The organism is uncultured Bacteroides sp., from assembly GCF_947632445.1.
Taxonomy (GTDB): Bacteria; Bacteroidota; Bacteroidia; order Bacteroidales; family Bacteroidaceae; genus Bacteroides.
This window is the reverse complement of sequence record NZ_CANRPM010000004.1, coordinates 68,920-87,658: the sequence shown is the minus strand read 5'-3', so window position 1 is coordinate 87,658 and position 18,739 is coordinate 68,920. Positions and strand designations below refer to the sequence as shown.

10 protein-coding genes and 2 tRNA genes are annotated in these 18,739 nt (G+C 52.1%); 4 read left to right on the top strand and 8 right to left on the bottom strand.

The genetic code is table 11. From position 1 onward, the window contains the following. Positions 1 to 479: 479 nt before the first annotated feature. Together Q0Z70_RS01720 and Q0Z70_RS01715 are read right to left on the bottom strand one after the other, a co-directional pair. Positions 480 to 1,958: a tagaturonate reductase gene (locus Q0Z70_RS01720; RefSeq protein WP_298072039.1), complete on the bottom strand. Its 1,479-nt coding sequence runs from the start codon at positions 1,956 to 1,958 to the stop codon at positions 480 to 482. A gap of 35 nt (positions 1,959 to 1,993) precedes the next feature. Then, entirely contained in the window at positions 1,994 to 3,055 is a 1,062-nt protein-coding gene (locus tag Q0Z70_RS01715) for a substrate-binding domain-containing protein (RefSeq protein WP_298072037.1), read from the bottom strand. Positions 3,056 to 3,286: 231 nt separating this feature from the next. Here Q0Z70_RS01715 and uxaC point away from each other — a divergent pair, with 231 nt between their 5' ends. Next, positions 3,287 to 4,693 (top strand): glucuronate isomerase, encoded by a 1,407-nt coding sequence (gene uxaC / locus Q0Z70_RS01710; protein ID WP_298072035.1) that lies wholly within the window; start codon positions 3,287 to 3,289, stop codon positions 4,691 to 4,693. A gap of 146 nt (positions 4,694 to 4,839) precedes the next feature. Here uxaC and Q0Z70_RS01705 read toward each other — a convergent pair. From Q0Z70_RS01705 to Q0Z70_RS01695, 3 genes are all read right to left on the bottom strand, one after another. Beyond that, a tRNA-Pro gene (locus Q0Z70_RS01705) sits at positions 4,840 to 4,914 on the bottom strand. A 41-nt stretch (positions 4,915 to 4,955) separates the two neighbouring features. Next, a tRNA-Lys gene (locus Q0Z70_RS01700) sits at positions 4,956 to 5,031 on the bottom strand. 88 nt (positions 5,032 to 5,119) lie between these two features. Then, positions 5,120 to 5,923 (bottom strand): MBL fold metallo-hydrolase, encoded by an 804-nt coding sequence (locus Q0Z70_RS01695; protein ID WP_298072033.1) that lies wholly within the window; start codon positions 5,921 to 5,923, stop codon positions 5,120 to 5,122. Positions 5,924 to 6,156: 233 nt separating this feature from the next. On the opposite strand from Q0Z70_RS01695, the gene Q0Z70_RS01690 reads away from it, so the two are divergent. Next, entirely contained in the window at positions 6,157 to 6,714 is a 558-nt protein-coding gene (locus tag Q0Z70_RS01690; protein WP_298072031.1) for a DUF3332 domain-containing protein, read from the top strand. Between the two features lie 89 nt (positions 6,715 to 6,803). After that, entirely contained in the window at positions 6,804 to 7,271 is a 468-nt protein-coding gene (locus Q0Z70_RS01685; protein ID WP_298072051.1) for a hypothetical protein, read from the top strand. Positions 7,272 to 7,353: 82 nt separating this feature from the next. On the opposite strand, the gene carB is transcribed toward Q0Z70_RS01685, so the two are convergent. From carB to Q0Z70_RS01670, 3 genes are read right to left on the bottom strand one after another with little or no spacing between them, the layout of a single operon-like run. Then, complete coding sequence (gene carB / locus Q0Z70_RS01680) at positions 7,354 to 10,584, bottom strand: carbamoyl-phosphate synthase (glutamine-hydrolyzing) large subunit (protein WP_298072029.1); 3,231 nt, start codon at positions 10,582 to 10,584, stop codon at positions 7,354 to 7,356. A gap of 26 nt (positions 10,585 to 10,610) precedes the next feature. Then, positions 10,611 to 11,762: a glutamine-hydrolyzing carbamoyl-phosphate synthase small subunit gene (gene carA, locus Q0Z70_RS01675; RefSeq protein WP_298072027.1), complete on the bottom strand. Its 1,152-nt coding sequence runs from the start codon at positions 11,760 to 11,762 to the stop codon at positions 10,611 to 10,613. A 59-nt stretch (positions 11,763 to 11,821) separates the two neighbouring features. Then, positions 11,822 to 13,705: an amidophosphoribosyltransferase gene (locus Q0Z70_RS01670; protein ID WP_298072025.1), complete on the bottom strand. Its 1,884-nt coding sequence runs from the start codon at positions 13,703 to 13,705 to the stop codon at positions 11,822 to 11,824. 530 nt (positions 13,706 to 14,235) lie between these two features. Between Q0Z70_RS01670 and gltB the strand changes: the two genes are divergently transcribed. Beyond that, entirely contained in the window at positions 14,236 to 18,711 is a 4,476-nt protein-coding gene (gene gltB, locus Q0Z70_RS01665) for a glutamate synthase large subunit (RefSeq protein WP_298072049.1), read from the top strand. Positions 18,712 to 18,739: the final 28 nt, after the last annotated feature.

Genomic DNA, 18,739 nt, shown 5'->3' with positions numbered 1-18,739 from the left:
ACACCCTTCATCAAGGGTCACGAACACCCTTCATCAAGGGTCACGAACACCCTTCATCAAGGGTCACGAACACCCTTTATCAAGGGTCACGAACACCCTTTATCAAGGGTCACGAACACCCTTTATCAAAGGTCACGAATACCCTTTATCAAGGGTCACGAATACCCTTTATCAAGGGTCACGAACACCCTTCATCAAGGGTCACGAATACCCTTTATCAAGGGTCACGAATACCCTTTATCAAAGGTCATGCGTCGTTTCCTTCAATATATAATGCAGAAAGCGTGCCAGGAACGTTAGATGTCTGACAATCAGCGGAGAGGATTTTCTTTGCTTCGGACGGAATGTCTAATTGTTGGACACCGGTGTCCAATTATTGGACAGGATATAAAAACAAACGTGCAGCAGGTACGCCCGAAAGCGACTTGCTGCACTCGTTTCAATGATGCCCGATATATAAGGATGTGTTTCCCTTTTCCTTAAAGGATGCTTTTCACGGTCTCAAGCATCCCTTTCTCCCGGATAGAGTTCAGGAAGGCGGTTACCATGTCGGTCAGGCCGGGAATGGTGTTCAGGTCGCCATGTTCACCCCAGATGAGGTCTTTGGCAGCCAGTACGCCTTCGGCCACGCGGCGGGTGTCGCCTGTTGCCCAGAGGTCTTTCAGGAGCTGCATGATTTCGGGTGCGTCGTTGGGCACGATTTCGGCACCGTCGGCCCGCACGCCGCCCTTGTAGTAGGTGATGATGGCAGCCAAACCCAGTACCAGGCCCTTCGGCAGCTCGCCTTTGCGCTTCAGGTAAGTCTTCAGCCCGGGCAGGTCGCGCGTCTGGAATTTGGGGAAGGAGTTCAGCATGATGCTCGTCACCTGATGGTCTACGTAGGGGTTGTTGAATCGCTCCAGCACGTCGGCGGCGAACTTCTTCAGTTCTTCCATCGGCAGGTTGAGCGTCTGCATCAGTTCGTCGAACTGCACCTTGTGGATGTACTTGCCGATGACGGGGTGGTTGCAGGCGTCGCGCACGATGTTCACGCCGCTCAGGTAGGCCACAGGCGAGAGGACGGTGTGCGGGCCGTTGAGCAGCGTCACCTTTCTCTCATGGTAGGGCGCCTCGGACTTCACGAAGAGTACGTTCAGACCGGCCTTGTCGGCGGGGAACTCGCGGGCCAGCTGGCGCAGCGAGAGGTTCTCGGCAGCCTCGATGACCCACAGATGGAAGATTTCGGCCTGCACCACGAGGTTGTCGGCATAGCAGATCTTCTTCTGGATTTGTGCAATCTCCTTGCGCGGGAAGCCCGGCACGATGCGGTCTACCAGCGTGGCGCATACGTAGCAGTACTTCGTGAACCACGTCTTGAACTTCCCGTAGTCGGCGCCGAAGTCGTCTTTCCACAGCTCGATGTACTGGTAGATGCACTCCTTCAGGTGGTGTCCGTTCAGGAATATCAGTTCGCAGGGCATGATGATAAGGCCCTTCGTCTTGTCTCCCTTGAAGGTCTTGAAGCGGCGGTAGAGCAGCTGGGTCAGCTTGCCGGGATAGGACGAGGCCGGGGCGTCGGTGAACTTGCAGCCGGGGTCGAAAGCGATGCCTGCCTCGGTCGTGTTGGAGATGACAAAGCGGATTTCGGGTTGGTCGGCCAGTGCCATGAAGGCCGCGTTCTGCGAATAAGGGTTCAGGGCGCGGCTGATGCAGTCGATGCGCGTCAGCGAGTTGACGGCCTCGCCGTTCAGGCGTCCTTGCAGGTTGACGTGATAGAGGCAGTCCTGACCGTTGAGCCATTCCGCCATCCCCCTTTCGATGGGCTGTACCACGACTACGCTGCTGTTGAAGTCGGTCTTCTGGTTCATGTTGTAGACAATCCAGTCTACAAACGCACGGAGGAAGTTACCTTCCCCAAACTGGATAATTCTTTCGGGTGCTGCGCTCTTGGGAGCCGTCAGCTTGTTCAATGCTTTCATACTCATATATATTTTAAAAGTTATGTATTATTTGTTTATTCAAATTCAAAATAGTAGTCGATGTTTTCCCTGATTAGTATGTCGATGGGCATGTATTGCGTCGTCGTGACCGGCCGCCTGAACACCATGTGCGTACACAGGGCTTTTACTCCGCAATAGCCCTGCATGGCAGGCCGCTGCCCTATCAGGTAGTCCACTTCGCCGGTCTTTAGCCGCTCCACGTTCTTCTTCAGCAGGTCGTAGCCCACCAATCCTTCCATGTGCCGGCCCGTAGCGTGCAGGTAGTCGGCCACCTGATAGACGCGCGAGTTGAACACCGCGCCCAGCACAGCCTGCGGGCACTGTCCGAAGAAGCGGTCGAGCGTGCGGTGATTGGCATCGGCGTCCTTCTTGTCGAGCACCACGTCGTGGACGTTCAGCCCCGCATGGTTCTCGGTCAGGTATTGCATAAATCCCTCCAACCTGCGCTGCATCTGTATCTCGGCCGGGCTTTGCTTCTGATTGTTCAGGAAGAGGGCCAGCTCCTGCCCTTCCTTAAAGTGCTGCATCAGTATCTTGGCCGCGATATATCCGCTCATGCGCGAGTCCTGTCCGATGTAGCACAAGGCATGCGTCTGTTCGATGTTGAAGTCGATGAAAGCATAGGGAATACCTTTTCGATCGAGGGCGGACGTGAGCTTCAGGGTCTCTTCGCGGAAGTTGGGTGCCATCAGCACGGCGTCGCATTCCTTGTCCAGCACCTGCTTGCAGACCCGGTTGTAGGAAGCCTCGTCGGCGTGCAGGTAATGGAGGTAGCTCACCGTCACGTTGTAGGGCGCCAGCTCCTGTGCGGCACGGTCAATGCCTCCTGCTACGGCATACCAGTAGTCGTAGGCTATATAATAAGGTATGATGCAGACAATGCTGTAACGTTTCTTAGCCGCCAGGCCGATGGCAAACATATTGGGCTGGTAGTTGATTTCGTCGAGCACCTTGCGTACTTTCTCCAGGCTGGCCGCTGACACGGCTCCGCGATTGTGCAGCACGCGGTCTACTGTTCCGGCCGATACACCCGCCATGCGGGCGATGTCTTTTATGGTATAGTACTTGTTTCCCATCTCTGCTTCGTTTGTTAGAACTGAAGGGCAGTTTGCCTAAAGCTTAAATATTATAAATATTCGTCGCAAAGATACGAAATATTTTGTATCTCCAAGTAAAATATCTACTTTTGTGTTCGATAACGGTTAATAAAAATAAAATCGAGAGCAACCCCTATTCACTTTATAATCAGAGTTATATAATTATATAGAGAGAAAGTAACATTTTTAGATACTTAAAACACATACGTTATGAAGAAATTTATGGATGAAAACTTCCTGTTGCAGACCGAAACTGCACAGAAGCTCTATCACGAACATGCGGCCAAGATGCCGATTATTGACTATCACTGTCACCTCATTCCCAAGATGGTGGCCGACGACTACCGATTCCGTTCACTGACCGAAATCTGGCTTGGAGGCGACCATTACAAGTGGCGTGCCATGCGTACCAACGGCGTGGACGAACGCTATTGCACAGGCAAGGACACCACCGACTGGGAGAAGTTCGAGAAATGGGCCGAGACTGTCCCCTACACCATGCGCAACCCGCTGTACCATTGGACCCACCTCGAACTGAAGACTGCCTTCGGTATCAACAAGGTGCTCAATCCTCAGACCGCCCGTGAGATTTACGACGAGTGTAACGAAAAGCTGCGCCAACCCGAATATTCGGCACGCGGCATGATGCGCCGCTACCATGTGGAGACAGTCTGCACTACGGATGACCCCGTTGACTCGCTGGAGTACCATATAAAGACGCGCGAGAGCGGCTTCGAAATCAAGATGCTGCCCGCTTGGCGTCCCGACAAGGCTATGGCCGTCGAAGTGCCTGCCGACTTCCGCGCCTACGTTGAGAAGCTGGCCGAGGTGAGCGGCGTAACCATCTCCACCTTTGACGACATGATCGTTGCCCTGCGCCGCCGTCACGACTTCTTCGCCGAACAAGGCTGCCGCCTGTCCGACCATGGCATTGAGGAGTTCTATGCAGAGGACTATACCGAAGCCGAAATCAAAACTATCTTCAATAAGGTATATGGCGGCCATGAGTTGACGCAGGAAGAGATTCTGAAATTCAAGTCGGCCATGCTGGTCATCTTCGCCGAGATGGATTGGGAGAAAGGCTGGGCACAGCAGTACCACTACGGAGCCATCCGCAACAATAACACAAAGATGTTCAAACTCCTGGGCCCTGATACAGGTTTCGACTCCATCGGCGAGTTCACCACTGCCAAGAAGATGGCCAAGTTCCTCGACCGCCTGAACACCGAAAGCAAGCTCACCAAGACCATCCTCTACAACCTCAATCCCTGTGCCAACGAAGTGATCGCCACCATGTTGGGCAACTTCCAGGACGGCACGTGGCCGGGCAAGATCCAGTTTGGTTCGGGCTGGTGGTTCCTCGACCAGAAGGATGGCATGGAGAAACAGATGAACGCCCTGTCCCTGCTGGGCCTGCTGAGCCGCTTCGTAGGCATGCTGACCGACTCGCGCTCGTTCCTCTCCTACCCGCGCCACGAATATTTCCGCCGCACGCTGTGCAACCTCGTAGGCCGAGACGTTGAAAATGGCGAACTGCCTATCAGCGAAATGAATCGTATCAACCAGATGATTGAAGACATATGCTACAACAATGCAAAGAACTACTTCCAGTTCTAAGTACCTGCTTTGATATTGTTGTCTTCATTGCCGATTAACACAGATTGACGCGGATCAGAAAAAGATAATCTGCGCCAATCTGTTTATACAGAGAAACCTGTTTTAAAACAAAACAGGCCTGATTTCTAATGAAATCTGACCTGTTGTCGGGGTAGCGGGATTTGAACCCACGACCCCCTGCTCCCAAAGCAGGTGCGCTAACCGGACTGCGCTACACCCCGAATACCTTTCCAAAGAAAAGCTTTTTTTGTCTCTGTCTGATTGGTACACCCTCAGGGATTCGAACCCTGGACCCACTGATTAAGAGTCAGTTGCTCTACCAACTGAGCTAAGAGTGCATCTGTTTTTTTGTTTGCGGGGCAAAGGTAGTTCTTTTATTCGAACCGACAAATAAAAGGCTGCTTTTTTCGATGAAACCGGTATCTTTTATTCAAATTCGTAAAGCTCAGAAGGTGTGGTACGCTTTAAGACATATAATTGGACATCTTGTCCAACCACAATTCCATAATCATGTAGCTTCAATTCCACCGTTTTATAGGCAAGTTCAGGATGATTATTGTTCTTACTGAGATGACACAACCAAATGTAACGCAGCCGGTCACTAAAGTGGTCTGCTAGGAACTGGGCAGTGGCTGAATTACTCAAATGCCCTGTCCGGCTTCTGATACGTTCTTTCAAATAGGGAGGATACGGTCCCATTTGCAACATCTCGTCATCATAATTGGCTTCCAGCACCAGATAATTAGCCCGACGAATGTATTCGGCTGCAACGGGAGTGATTTCACCCAAGTCGGTCAGAAAAGCAAATGCCTTGTCGCCAATCGTAATAAAATAGCCTACGTTGTCAATGCCGTCGTGAGGAACTTCAAAGGATTCGATGTGAAAATTCTCCAGTTGCATGGGAGTCTGTTTCTCCAGATAACGGGCGGAGGTATACAGTTTTTCCGTCATGCAATAGTTGCGGCCAATACCTTCGTGGATACGTGCAGTAGTATAAATGGGGATATTCAGTTTCTCACCCAAACCACCCAAGGCTTTGATGTGGTCGGCATGGTCGTGCGTAACAAACACGGCGAGAATGGTCTCCATACCGATGCCGTATTCCTTTAAGATTTTCCGAATGCTGCGAGTTGAAATGCCTGCATCTATCAAAATGCCATATTTTCCGGTGCCCAAGTAATAGCAATTACCACTGCTACCACTGGCCAGACTTATAAATCGTACTTTCATTCTTACTTTTTTACATTTATCCATCACGAAACTTACGCTTCAGCAACGGTGGCGCAAATATAGGAAAAAAGCCTGTTATACCACCGGTATTCTCCAGGAAATTACGAATGCCGATTGGTACAGAAAAAAGGAAAGAAAATCTTTCTATTTGACAGTATTTTATGGATAAAAGCGTATATTTGCACACATCTAATGCAGAAAGTTTTTTATCTTAAATATAAAGGAGAAAAATTATGAAGAAAATTAATCTTAAAATGGCTGCCGCCGCAATGATTTGTGGTGCGTTCCTTTTCAGTTCATGTATCGGTTCTTTCGGCCTGCACAACAGACTCGTAAATTGGAATCAGAATATTGGAAACAAGTTTGTTAATGAACTGGTGTACCTGGCTTGCAATATCATTCCCGTCTACGGCGTATGCTACTTGGCTGACGCACTGGTCATCAACTCCATCGAATTCTGGAGCGGAAGCAACCCGATGGCAAGCGTCAGAGACATTAAAAAAGTGCAGGGTGAGAACGGGAACTACTTGGTAGAGACACTGGAAAACGGATATTCCATCACAAAGGAAGGCGACGAGACGATATCAATGGAACTGATTTACGACAAGGACCAGAATACGTGGAACGTAGTGGCAGACGGTGTCAACACCGAACTGGTTCGCCTAAACAACGACGGAACGGCACAGATGACGCTGCCAAACGGCGAAAATCTGACCGTTACACTGGACGCACAGGGTGTGGCCGATGCCAGACTGGCTGTGATGACAGACATGTACTACGTTTGCAGATAAACAACTATAAAATCTGAAGAATGCCCTCATTCTTTGCCCGCAGAGAATGAGGGCTTTTTATGAACGAACCCAACAAAATACTTTTCGACATGGAACAACAACCCACGCTCAACGAGCACAACAAACAGGAACACCCGCCGATGCATACTTGTGAACACATCATCAATCAGACTATGATACGACTTTTCGGGTGTGAAAGGTCGATATCGGCACACATCGAGCGAAAAAAGAGCAAGTTGGACTACCGACTGGAACGGCAACCGACGGAAGAAGATGTGAAACGGCTGGAAGAGGCCGTGAACGAAGTCATTGGCCGGCACTTGGATGTCACCACGGAATTCATCACTCAGGAAAAAGCCCGCGGCCGTTTCGATCTGCAACGCCTGCCCGACGACGCCTCACAGACGGTGCGTGTGGTGAAAGTGGGCGATTACGACGAATGCCTCTGCATCGGTACGCACGTGGCTAACACAGCGGAAATAGGCACTTTCCACATCATCAGCCACGACTGGGACGAGGTAGAAAAGCGCTGGCGCATCCGCTTCAAACTTTCCTGAAACGTTTAACCACTCTTACGGTATAATCCCCGGCATTCGTACACAACGCCGGGGATGCTCTATGTAAAAACGATAAATTGTTTCATTTGTATTCCGCCCACGACTTGATGCGCAGGTCGTCCAACGACATCGTGCAGAAGGCATTGATAAAGGCGCTGGCAAGACGGGCGTTAGTAATAAGTGGAACATTGAGGTCGATAGCCGCACGGCGTATCTTGTAACCGTTGCTTAGTTCGCCCGCCGTCAGATTCTTAGGGATGTTGACCACCATGTCGATTTCTTTCTTGTGGAGCATGTCGAGTGCCTGAGGTTGTCCGTTCTCGCTGGGCCAATAGACGCGGGTGTTCTCCACTCCGTTCTCCGTGAGGAACTTCGACGTACCGCCTGTAGCAAAGAGCTTGTAACCCTTGTGCTGCAGCTGACGTGCCGCCTGGAGCATATCCACCTTCTGCTCCGTAGAGCCGGTAGACAGGAGGATGTTCTTTTGTGGAATGCGATAACCCACTGAAAGCATGGCCTTGAGCACAGCACACGATGTGTCATCTCCGATGCAACCTACCTCGCCTGTCGAAGCCATGTCGACGCCCAGCACGGGGTCGGCTTTCTGCAAGCGGTTGAAAGAGAACTGCGAGGCCTTGATACCTACATAGTCCAAGTCAAAGAGGTTCTTGTCTGGCTTCTCTACAGGAATGCCCAACATGACCTTCGTGGCCAGCTCGATGAAATTCAGCTTCAGTACCTTGCTGACGAAGGGGAACGAGCGGGAAGCGCGAAGGTTGCACTCAATGACCTTGATGTCGTTGTCTCGTGCGAGGAACTGGATATTGAATGGGCCGGAAATGTTCAGCTCCTTGGCTATCTCACGGCTGATGCGCTTGATGCGGCGCACGGTCTCCACATAAAGCTTCTGCGGCGGGAACTGAATGGTGGCGTCGCCCGAGTGCACGCCGGCAAACTCGATGTGCTCGGAGATGGCGTAGGCGATGATTTCGCCGTTCTGTGCCACAGCATCCATCTCCACTTCCTTGGCATGCTCGATGAACTGGCTCACCACTACGGGATGTTTTTTCGACACATTGGCAGCCAGCTGAAGGAAGCGTTCCAGTTCTTCCCGGTTGGAGCAGACGTTCATGGCAGCGCCGCTGAGCACATACGACGGCCGGACAAGCACGGGGAAGCCCACTTTCCGGATGAAGGCGTTGATGTCTTCCATCGAAGTCAGCGCGCTCCATTCGGGCTGGTCCACGCCGATGCGGTCGAGCATGGCCGAGAACTTGTCGCGGTCTTCGGCATTGTCGATGCTCCCGGCCGAAGTGCCGAGGATGCGGACGTGCTGTGCGTCGAGGCGCAGGGCCAGATTGTTCGGTATCTGCCCGCCGGTGGAGACGATGACGCCGTGCGGATTCTCCAGGTCGAGGATGTCCATGACACGCTCGAAGGTAAGTTCGTCAAAATAGAGGCGATCACACATATCGTAGTCAGTAGACACGGTTTCAGGGTTGTAGTTAATCATGACCGAGCGGTAGCCCTCCTTGCGTATGGTGTTCAATGCCTGCACACCACACCAATCGAACTCGACGGACGAACCGATGCGATAAGCGCCCGAACCGAGGACGACGATGCTGCGGTGGTCACCCAAATAGCGAACATCATTAGTCGTGCCGCTATATGTGAGGTACAGGTAATTGGTCTGTGCAGGATACTCAGCAGCCAGCGTGTCTATCTGTTTCACTACAGGTACAATGCCACGCTCCTTGCGGTGACGGCGCAGGGTAATGATAGCGTCTTCCATTTCGCCTTCCATACCAATGGCACGCGCAACCTGAAAGTCGGAGAAGCCCTGACGCTTGGCTTTACGCAACAAGTCGTCGGGCAGGTCGGCAAGCTGCTTGTGGTTGCCCGCCCACTCGTGCATTTCCTTCGAGGTGCGCATGATGTTCATCAGCTTCTCCAGGAACCAGCGGTCTATCTTGGTGAGTTCGTGTACTTGATTCACCGTGTAACCGGCCCGAAAAGCCTTGGAGATGACGAAAATACGTTTGTCTGTCGGCTCGCGCAAGGCCTTGTCTATGTCTGAAATGACGAGTTCCTTGTTTTCTACAAAACCGTGCATACCTTGACCAATCATGCGCAAACCTTTCTGAATGGCTTCCTCGAAGGTACGCCCGATGGCCATGACCTCGCCTACGGACTTCATCGAAGATCCCAATTCTTTATCTACGCCATGAAACTTACCGAGATCCCAACGTGGTATCTTACACACTACATAGTCAAGCGCAGGCTCGAAGAAAGCCGATGTGGTACGAGTGACCGAGTTCTTCAAATCGAATAGACCGTAACCCAGACCCAGTTTGGCGGCTACGAAAGCGAGGGGATAGCCCGTAGCTTTGCTGGCCAATGCCGAGGAACGGCTGAGGCGGGCGTTGACTTCGATGACACGATAATCCTCGGACTGCGGGTCGTAAGCGTACTGTACATTACATTCACCCACGATGCCGATGTGGCGGATGATGCGGATGGCTAGCCTGCGCAATTTATGGTAGTCGGTGTTGGAGAGTGTCTGACTAGGTGCAATAACGATACTCTCGCCTGTGTGGATGCCCAGCGGATCGAAGTTCTCCATGTTGCAGACGGTGATGCAGTTGTCGAAACGGTCACGTACCACTTCATATTCCACTTCCTTCCAGCCACGAAGACTCTTCTCGACGAGTACTTGGGGCGAGAAGGAGAAGGCTTTCTCCACCAGCACGTTCAGTTCTTCCTCGTTGTCGCAGAAACCCGAACCCAGTCCGCCCAGTGCATAAGCGGCGCGAACGATGACGGGATAGCCTAATTCAGCGGCGGCGCGGCGGGCATCTGCGGCATTCTCCACAGCCTCACTTTTGATGGTCTTCACACCGATTTCGTTTAATTTCTGAACGAATAGTTCACGATCTTCTGTATCGATGATAGCTTGTACGGGGGTGCCCAATACCTGTACGTTATACTTCTCCAATACCTTGTCCTTGTAGAGAGCTACGCCGCAGTTTAGCGCCGTCTGCCCACCGAAGGACAGCATAATACCGTCCGGACGTTCCTTCTCGATAACCTTCTCGACGAAATAGGGAGTAACAGGTAAGAAGTAAATCTGGTCGGCCACGCCTTCCGAGGTCTGCACGGTGGCAATGTTGGGATTGATCAGGACGGTTTGGATGCCTTCTTCCTTAAAAGCTTTAAGAGCCTGCGAACCGGAGTAATCGAACTCGCCTGCCTCTCCAATTTTCAGTGCACCCGAACCGAGCAGCAGGACTTTCTTTATATTATTTTCTTTCATTGTCTCTACACTTATTAAAAAAAGGATTACTTAAGCAGGTTTACAAACTCGTCGAAAAGGAACTCCGTATCCGTTGGCCCCGAGGCGGCTTCAGGGTGGAACTGTGCGGAGAACCAGGGATTGTGTTTGTGGCGGATGCCCTCATTAGAGCCGTCGTTCATGTTGATGAACAGCGGTTCCCAGTCGACACCCAGCGTGTTGTTGTCCACTGCGTAGCCGTGATTCTGACTAGTAATGAAACAGCGGTTCGTCCCCACCATGCGTACAGGCTGGTTGTGGCTACGGTGTCCGTATTTTAACTTATATATCTTAGCGCCTCCGGCCTTCGAGAGCAATTGGTTGCCCATGCAAATGCCAAAGATAGGAAGCTTTTCATTGTTCATAGCGAGACGGATGTTCTGCACGGCGGCATCGCACGTATCGGGGTCGCCTGGGCCATTAGAGATAAAGAGGCCGTCAAAATTCAGCCCGTTGAAGTCATAATTCCAGGGCACACGGATAATTTCTACCCCACGACGGAGCAGGCAGCGCAGGATGTTAGTTTTAACACCGCAATCTACTAAAACAATCTTCTTTAATTGAGAATTGAAAACGGATAATTGAGAATTAAGTTCTTCTTTTGGGGTGGAGATGGGAAAAGTCTTGCTCACCGTTCCAGCATAGACGATGATGTCCTTGCAGGACACACGGTCCACGTAGTTCACCTCTTCGTAATTATCCATGCTCAATATTCCATTATCCACTGCATCATCGAAGACAATACGTCCCATCATGACACCATGTTCGCGCAGTACCCTAGTTAGTTCTCGGGTGTCGATGCCCGTGATGCCGGGCACGTGTTCTCGCTTTAGCCAGTCGGCCAGGCTCTCCACTGCGTTCCAGTGGCTGTAGTTCTCAGAGTAGTCACTCACGATAATGGCTTCGGCATAGATGCGCTCACTCTCCATGAAGGTAGCCAGTCCGTTACTTTCGATGCTGAAGGGTGGCACGCCGTAGTTGCCCACCAGCGGATAGGTCAAGACCATCAACTGTCCGGCATACGAGGGATCCGTTAAACTCTCAGGGTATCCCGTCATAGCCGTATTGAACACCACTTCGCTTGCTACCGGCTTTTCATAACCGAACGACTGTCCGCGAAAGCGGGTACCGTCGTCGAGGATAAGGGTTACGTTTTTCATTGTTTGTTCATATCGTTATTGTTGTTGTCTTTATCTTTCTCTTCTTCCATATCTGACCGTTAGAATTGATATATCTGCTCGATATAGTCGATAAACGCTTTATTGAGCAACTTCACACCGCCTGGTGTGGGATAGTCGCCACTGAAGTACCAGTCACCCGGATGGTTGGGACAAGCTTCATGCAATCCTTCGAGGGGCTGGTAGACAATCTGCACCTTGGCACGGACATTCTCAGGTTTAAGCAATTCCCCCATCTTGGCAGAGATTTCGTCGTCAGTGAAAGGAGCATAGATATCCTTTACGTAGTTCACCAATTGTTCCTTGGGCAAGTTAGCCTGTGCCTTGGCCTTGCGATAGGTAGCAGCGATGACATCCTTCATGTCACGATCGCGCAACAGCTCGATGGCTGCCTTGAAAGCTATGAATTCGCTCATACGCGACATGTCGATGCCATAATAGTCTGGATAGCGTACCTGCGGCGAGGAGCTGACAATGACAATCTTCTTCGGATTTAGTCTGTCCAAAATACCGATAATACTTTGACGCAAGGTCGTACCACGCACGATGGAGTCGTCAATGATGACGAGGTTGTCCGCGCCCGGTTTCAGGCTGCCGTAAGTAATGTCGTAAACGTGGGCAGCCAAGTCGTTTCGCGTGTTGCCCTCGGCAATGAACGTGCGTAGTTTGATGTCTTTGATGGCCACCTTCTCGCTGCGGATGCGACGCGAGAGGATGCGTTCCAATTCGTCGTGGCTGGGGTTGTGTCCCAAGGCTGCGATCTGTTCCACCTTCTCCTTGTTGAGGTATTCATCCAATCCCTGCAACATACCGTAGAAGGCTACTTCGGCTGTGTTAGGAATGAAAGAGAAGACGGTATGGTCGATGTCGTAGTTGACAGCCTTCAGGATGTTGGGCACCAACTTCTCGCCCAAAAGTTTCCGTTCCCGATAAATATTCATATCACTGCCACGACTGAAATAGATGCGTTCAAAAGAACAGGGACGGAAATCGCGTGGCTTGTTGATCTGTACCGTGCGAAGACGTCCTGCCTTGCTGATGATGACAGCCTGCCCCGGCTGTAGTTCGCGGATACTGGTGGCAGGCACATTGAGCGCGGTCTGTATCACAGGACGTTCGCTGGCCAACACAATTATTTCGTCGTCCTGATACCAGAAAGCAGTACGGATGCCCCACGGATCGCGCACAGCAAAGCTCTCGCCGCTGCCAGTCAGGCCGCACATCACGTAACCGCCATCCCAGTCTTTGCTCGAGGTACGCAGGACATTAGCCAAATCCACATGTTCCTCTATATAATGGGTAATACCCATTCCCGTCAGCCCTTCAGCTTCGGCCAGATTAAAGAGACGTTCCACTTCGCGGTCCAAGCGATGACCGACCTGTTCGAGCATAATATAGGTATCGGCATACTTGCGGGGATGCTGCCCCATAGCAGTGATGCGGGCAAAGATTTCATCCACATTAGTCAGATTGAAGTTGCCGCAAAGGGCCAGATTCTTGGCCCGCCAGTTATTGCGACGTAGGAAAGGGTGTACATAGGTCAGACCGGACTTGCCGGTGGTGGAATAGCGCAGGTGACCCATATAGACCTCACCGGCAAACGGCAGATATTTTTCCGCATACCCTGCATCGGCCAGTTGCTCGGGTGTCAGGTCTTTGAAATGGCTCTGTACGGTGGAAAAGATTTCGGTAATGGCTCCTGAACCTAAGGCGCGTTCGCGAAACATGTATTCTTCACCGGGATTGGCCGCCAGTTTGACACAGGCCAGTCCCGCTCCCTCCTGTCCACGGTTGTGCTGCTTCTCCATCAATAAATAAAGCTTGTTGAGTCCGTATATCCACGTACCATACTTTTTCTGATAATAGTCGAGCGGCTTGAGAAGACGTATCATCGCCACGCCGCATTCATGTTTTAGTGGTTCCATATCGCTATCTGGATTGTTCTGTTATTCTTTCCTGAATTCCGATGCAAATATCGGCAATTTTGCCGATATTTGCATCGGTTTGGGTCATCAATACCACAAGTTTTCCCTCGCCTCCTCTTATTCTTAATACGTTTGTTATTTCCGCTACAAAGATAGAAATAAATATATCATAATGTAACTATTTAAACAGTATATATTTATCAGAATAACGTGAAATAAAGGATTTTACGTCATAATGATTACACTGCATATTTTTATAAGAAGACAGCAAAATAACAATTCAATAAGACTAAGATTAAAAACATTACAATATGAAATAAAAACGCATTTTATTCTTTTATTTTATCACATACGCACAATGCATATAAAATTTTTATCAGAAAACAGACGATAATGAGAGCACGAAGAAAGATAATTCATACATTTGCATTCCATTTTAACGTAAAAACATGAATAAAAAAAGAAATATGAAAGCTGAAATAAATATTATGGAGCAAAGAAGTAACCCGACAATTCATACCTACGACAAAATGGACAGGCGAAAGGAAGGACTCTACGACCCTGCGCACGAACATGATGCCTGTGGTGTAGGAATGATTGTCAACCTGAATGGAAGCAAGTCGCACGAACTGGTGGACTCCGCTCTGCGAGTGCTGGAGAATATGAAGCATCGCGGAGCGGAAGGCGCCGACAACAGAACAGGTGATGGCGCAGGTATCATGGTACAGATACCCCACGAATTTATTCTGTTGCAAGGCATCCCGGTACCTGAGAAAGGCAAATATGGTACAGGACTTATCTTCCTGCCCAAAGACCCGAAAGAACAGGAGCACATCCTGAGCATCATTATTGAAGAAGTGGAGCGTGAAGGCCTCACCCTGATGCACCTGCGTGCTGTCCCTGTCAACTCGGATATATTGGGACAAAGTGCACGTGAAACGGAACCGGATATCAAACAGGTGTTCATCACCGGATCTGGACACATGGAAAACTTGGAACGCACCCTGTACATCATCCGCAAAAAGATTGAACAGCGCGTACATTACAAGGATTTCTACATTGTATCGCTCTCCTGCCGCACCATTATATATAAAGGTATGCTTTCTTCTATCCAGGTGAGAACGTACTTCAGTGACCTGACGCAGCCTTATTTCACCAGCGGACTGGCCATCGTCCACTCGCGCTTCAGCACAAACACTTTCCCTACATGGAGCCTGGCACAGCCTTTCCGTCTACTGGCACACAATGGTGAAATCAACACGATCCGAGGCAATCGTGGATGGATGGAAGCGCGCGAAAGCGTACTTTCCACCCCGACACTGGGCAACGTGAAAGACATTCGCCCCATTATACAACCCGATATGAGCGACTCGGCCTCGCTGGACAACGTTCTTGAGTTTTTCGTTATGTCCGGCCTGAGCCTACCGCATGCCATGGCGATGCTGGTGCCCGAATCGTTCAACGACAAGAACCCCATCAGCGAGGACTTGAAGGCATTCTACGAATACCACTCCATCCTGATGGAGCCATGGGATGGCCCGGCTGCCTTACTCTTCAGCGACGGGCGGTATGCCGGTGGTATGCTGGACCGCAACGGCCTGCGCCCTGCCCGTTACCTTATTACGCACGACGGTATGATGGTCGTGGCCAGTGAGGCGGGCGTCATCAGTTTCGAAGCTGAAAATATCAAAGAAAAGGGACGATTGCAACCCGGTAAAATTCTGATTGTAGATACGGAAGAAGGAAAAATATATTACGATAACGAACTGAAGGAAGAATTGGCAGCAGCCAAGCCCTATCGTCAATGGCTTTCGACCAACCGCATCGAATTAGACGCTCTGAAGAGCGGGCGTAAGGTGACCAACACCGTGAGCGATTACGACCGCTGCCTGCGTGCCTTCGGCTATACCCGCGAGGACGTGGAACGCATCCTTGTGCCCATGTGCAGCAACGGTGCGGAACCTACAGCCTCGATGGGTAACGACACGCCCTTGGCCGTGCTGAGCGACCAGCCGCAGCTGTTGTTCAACTACTTCCGCCAGCAGTTTGCACAGGTGACAAACCCGCCCATCGACCCCATCCGCGAGGAGTTGGTGATGTCGCTTACCGAATACATCGGCGCTGTAGGCATGAATATCCTGCTGCCCAACGAGACACACTGCAAGATGGTGCGCCTGCCCCATCCCATTCTGAACAACACGCAGCTGGACATCCTGTGCAATATCCGCTACAAGGGATTCAACACCGTAAAACTGCCCATGCTCTTCGAAGCTGCACGCGGCAAGATAGGCCTGCAAGAAGCTATCGACCGCCTGTGCAAAGCTGCCGAACAGGCCGTGACCGATGGTGCCAACTATATCATCTTGTCCGACCGTGACATTGACGCCCGGCAGGCAGCCATCCCTTCACTGCTGGCTATCAGCGCCGTGCACCATCATCTCATCAGCGTGCAGAAGCGTGTGCAGACGGCCCTTATCGTGGAGAGCGGCGAGATTCGCGAGGTGATGCACGCCGCCCTGCTGCTGGGTTACGGCGCCAGTGCCATCTGCCCCTACATGGCCTATGCCATATTGGACGACCTGGTGAAAAAAGGCGAAGTGCAGATGAACTACGAAACGGCGGAGAAAAACTACATCAAAGCCGTCTGCAAAGGGCTTTACAAGATTATGAGCAAGATGGGTATCAGCACCATTCGCTCCTACCGGGGCGCTAAAATATTCGAGGCGGTGGGCCTGAGCGAGGAACTACTCAAAGCTTACTTCGGTACGACCTCCTCCACTATCGGCGGTATCCGTCTGAAAGAAATTGCCAAGGACTACATCACTTTCCACGACAACGGCTTCGTGCCTGAGACGATAGACCCGCTCCTGCCCCATATCGGACAGATGTCCTACCGCAAGGACGGCGAGCGCCACGCCTGGAACCCGGAGACCATCAGCACTCTGCAACTGGCCACCCGCACGGACAGCTACAAGAAATTCAAGGAGTTCACTCGTGCGGTGGACGAAAAAGAAAGTCCTATCTTTCTGCGCGACTTCTTCGGTTTCCGCCGCAACCCGATTGACATCGGGCAGGTGGAGCCGGTGGAGAGCATTGTGAAGCATTTCGTCACGGGCGCCATCTCGTTCGGTGCCATCAGCAAGGAGGCGCACGAGGCACTGGCTCTGGCCATGAACGAACTGGGCGCACGCAGCAACACAGGCGAAGGCGGCGAAGACAACAGGCGCTTCCACGACACAGTGGACGGCATCAGACTCTCCAGCAAGACGAAACAGGTGGCTTCGGGACGCTTCGGCGTGACAGCGGAATATTTGGTGAACGCCGAAGAAATACAGATCAAGGTGGCCCAAGGCGCCAAGCCGGGCGAAGGCGGACAGCTGCCGGGCTTCAAGGTGGACGAGGTTATCGCCCGCACGCGCCACTCCATTCCGGGCATCTCGCTCATCTCGCCCCCGCCCCACCACGACATTTATTCCATCGAAGACTTGGCGCAGCTCATCTTCGACCTGAAGAACGTAAACCCACGCGCGGCCATCAGTGTGAAATTGGTAGCTGAAAGCGGTGTGGGCACCATCGCCGCCGGGGTGGCCAAAGCGAAAGCCGACCTTATCGTCATTTCGGGTGCCGAGGGAGGCACAGGCGCATCTCCTGCCTCGTCCATACGCTATGCGGGCATTTCGCCGGAAATAGGCCTGAGCGAAACGCAGCAGACGCTGGTGCTGAACGGTCTGCGCGGGCAAGTACGCCTCCAGACCGACGGACAGCTGAAGACCGGCCGCGACATCATCAGCATGGCCTTGCTGGGCGCCGAGGAATTTGCCTTCGGCACTGCGGCTCTCATCGTGCTGGGCTGCGTGATGATGCGCAAATGTCACTCGAACACCTGTCCTGTGGGCGTGGCGACCCAAGATCCCAAGCTGCGGGCCCATTTCCGCGGACACTATAAATACGTGGTAAACTATTTCCGCTTCCTGGCACAGGAGGTGCGTGAATATCTGGCCGAGATGGGCTTCAAGAGCCTGAATGACATCGTGGGCCGTACCGATCTCATCGAACTGCGTTCTGTCCCTGCGGGCACAAAAGCCGGGCTGTTGGATTTCAGCCGCCTGCTGCACCGCGTGGACGGTACCGCCGCCCTACACCACTGTACCGAGCAGCAGCACGACATTGCCCACGTCAAGGATGTAGAGATGCTGGCTGCCGCTGCCCCCGCTTTGGACAGCCGTCGCGAAGTGTCGTTGGAATATGCCATCGGCAACACCGACCGGGCTGTCGGCGCCATGCTTTCGGGAGCCGTAGCCGCCCGGTACGGCAACGACGGACTGCCCAACGGCACCATCAGCGTGAAATTCAAGGGTTCGGCCGGACAGAGCTTCGGCGCCTTCCTGGCTTACGGCATCAGTTTCAAGCTGGAGGGTGAAGCCAACGACTATTTGGGCAAGGGACTGAGCGGCGGACACATCGCCGTGCTGCCGCCCGTGCGAAGCAACTTCTCTGCCGAGCAGAATACCATCGTAGGCAATACCCTGCTCTACGGCGCCACGAGCGGCGAGGTCTACATCAACGGACGGGCCGGCGAACGCTTTGCCGTGCGCAATTCGGGGGCCATTGCCGTCGTCGAGGGCGTGGGCGACCACTGTTGCGAATACATGACCGGAGGCCGTGTCGTCGTATTGGGCCAGACGGGCCGCAACTTTGCCGCAGGCATGAGCGGCGGCGTGGCTTACGTATGGGACCCCAAAGGGACTTTCGACTATTTCTGCAACATGGACATGGTGGAACTCTCACTGCTTGAGGACTCCACCGCCCGCAAGGAGTTGCACGAACTGATCCGCCAGCATTACCTCTACACCGGCTCCACACTGGCACGCACCATGCTCGACAACTGGGCGCGCTACATCGAAGAGTTCATCCAGGTGACGCCCATCGAATACAAGAAGGTGCTGGCCGAGGAACAAATGCGCAAGCTGCAACAGAAAATTGCGGAAGTACAGAGAGATTATTAAAATTCGTCATTCTAAATTCTTATTGTCA

What these genes read in the sequence shown, in the direction of transcription:
- Q0Z70_RS01720 (WP_298072039.1), bottom strand. Translation starts at nt 1,958, where the DNA reads ATGAAAGCATTGAACAAGCTGACGGCTCCCAAGAGCGCAGCACCCGAA.
- Q0Z70_RS01715 (WP_298072037.1), bottom strand. Translation starts at nt 3,055, where the DNA reads ATGGGAAACAAGTACTATACCATAAAAGACATCGCCCGCATGGCGGGT.
- uxaC (WP_298072035.1), top strand. Translation starts at nt 3,287, where the DNA reads ATGAAGAAATTTATGGATGAAAACTTCCTGTTGCAGACCGAAACTGCA.
- Q0Z70_RS01695 (WP_298072033.1), bottom strand. Translation starts at nt 5,923, where the DNA reads ATGAAAGTACGATTTATAAGTCTGGCCAGTGGTAGCAGTGGTAATTGC.
- Q0Z70_RS01690 (WP_298072031.1), top strand. Translation starts at nt 6,157, where the DNA reads ATGAAGAAAATTAATCTTAAAATGGCTGCCGCCGCAATGATTTGTGGT.
- Q0Z70_RS01685 (WP_298072051.1), top strand. Translation starts at nt 6,804, where the DNA reads ATGGAACAACAACCCACGCTCAACGAGCACAACAAACAGGAACACCCG.
- carB (WP_298072029.1), bottom strand. Translation starts at nt 10,584, where the DNA reads ATGAAAGAAAATAATATAAAGAAAGTCCTGCTGCTCGGTTCGGGTGCA.
- carA (WP_298072027.1), bottom strand. Translation starts at nt 11,762, where the DNA reads ATGAAAAACGTAACCCTTATCCTCGACGACGGTACCCGCTTTCGCGGA.
- Q0Z70_RS01670 (WP_298072025.1), bottom strand. Translation starts at nt 13,705, where the DNA reads ATGGAACCACTAAAACATGAATGCGGCGTGGCGATGATACGTCTTCTC.
- gltB (WP_298072049.1), top strand. Translation starts at nt 14,236, where the DNA reads ATGGACAGGCGAAAGGAAGGACTCTACGACCCTGCGCACGAACATGAT.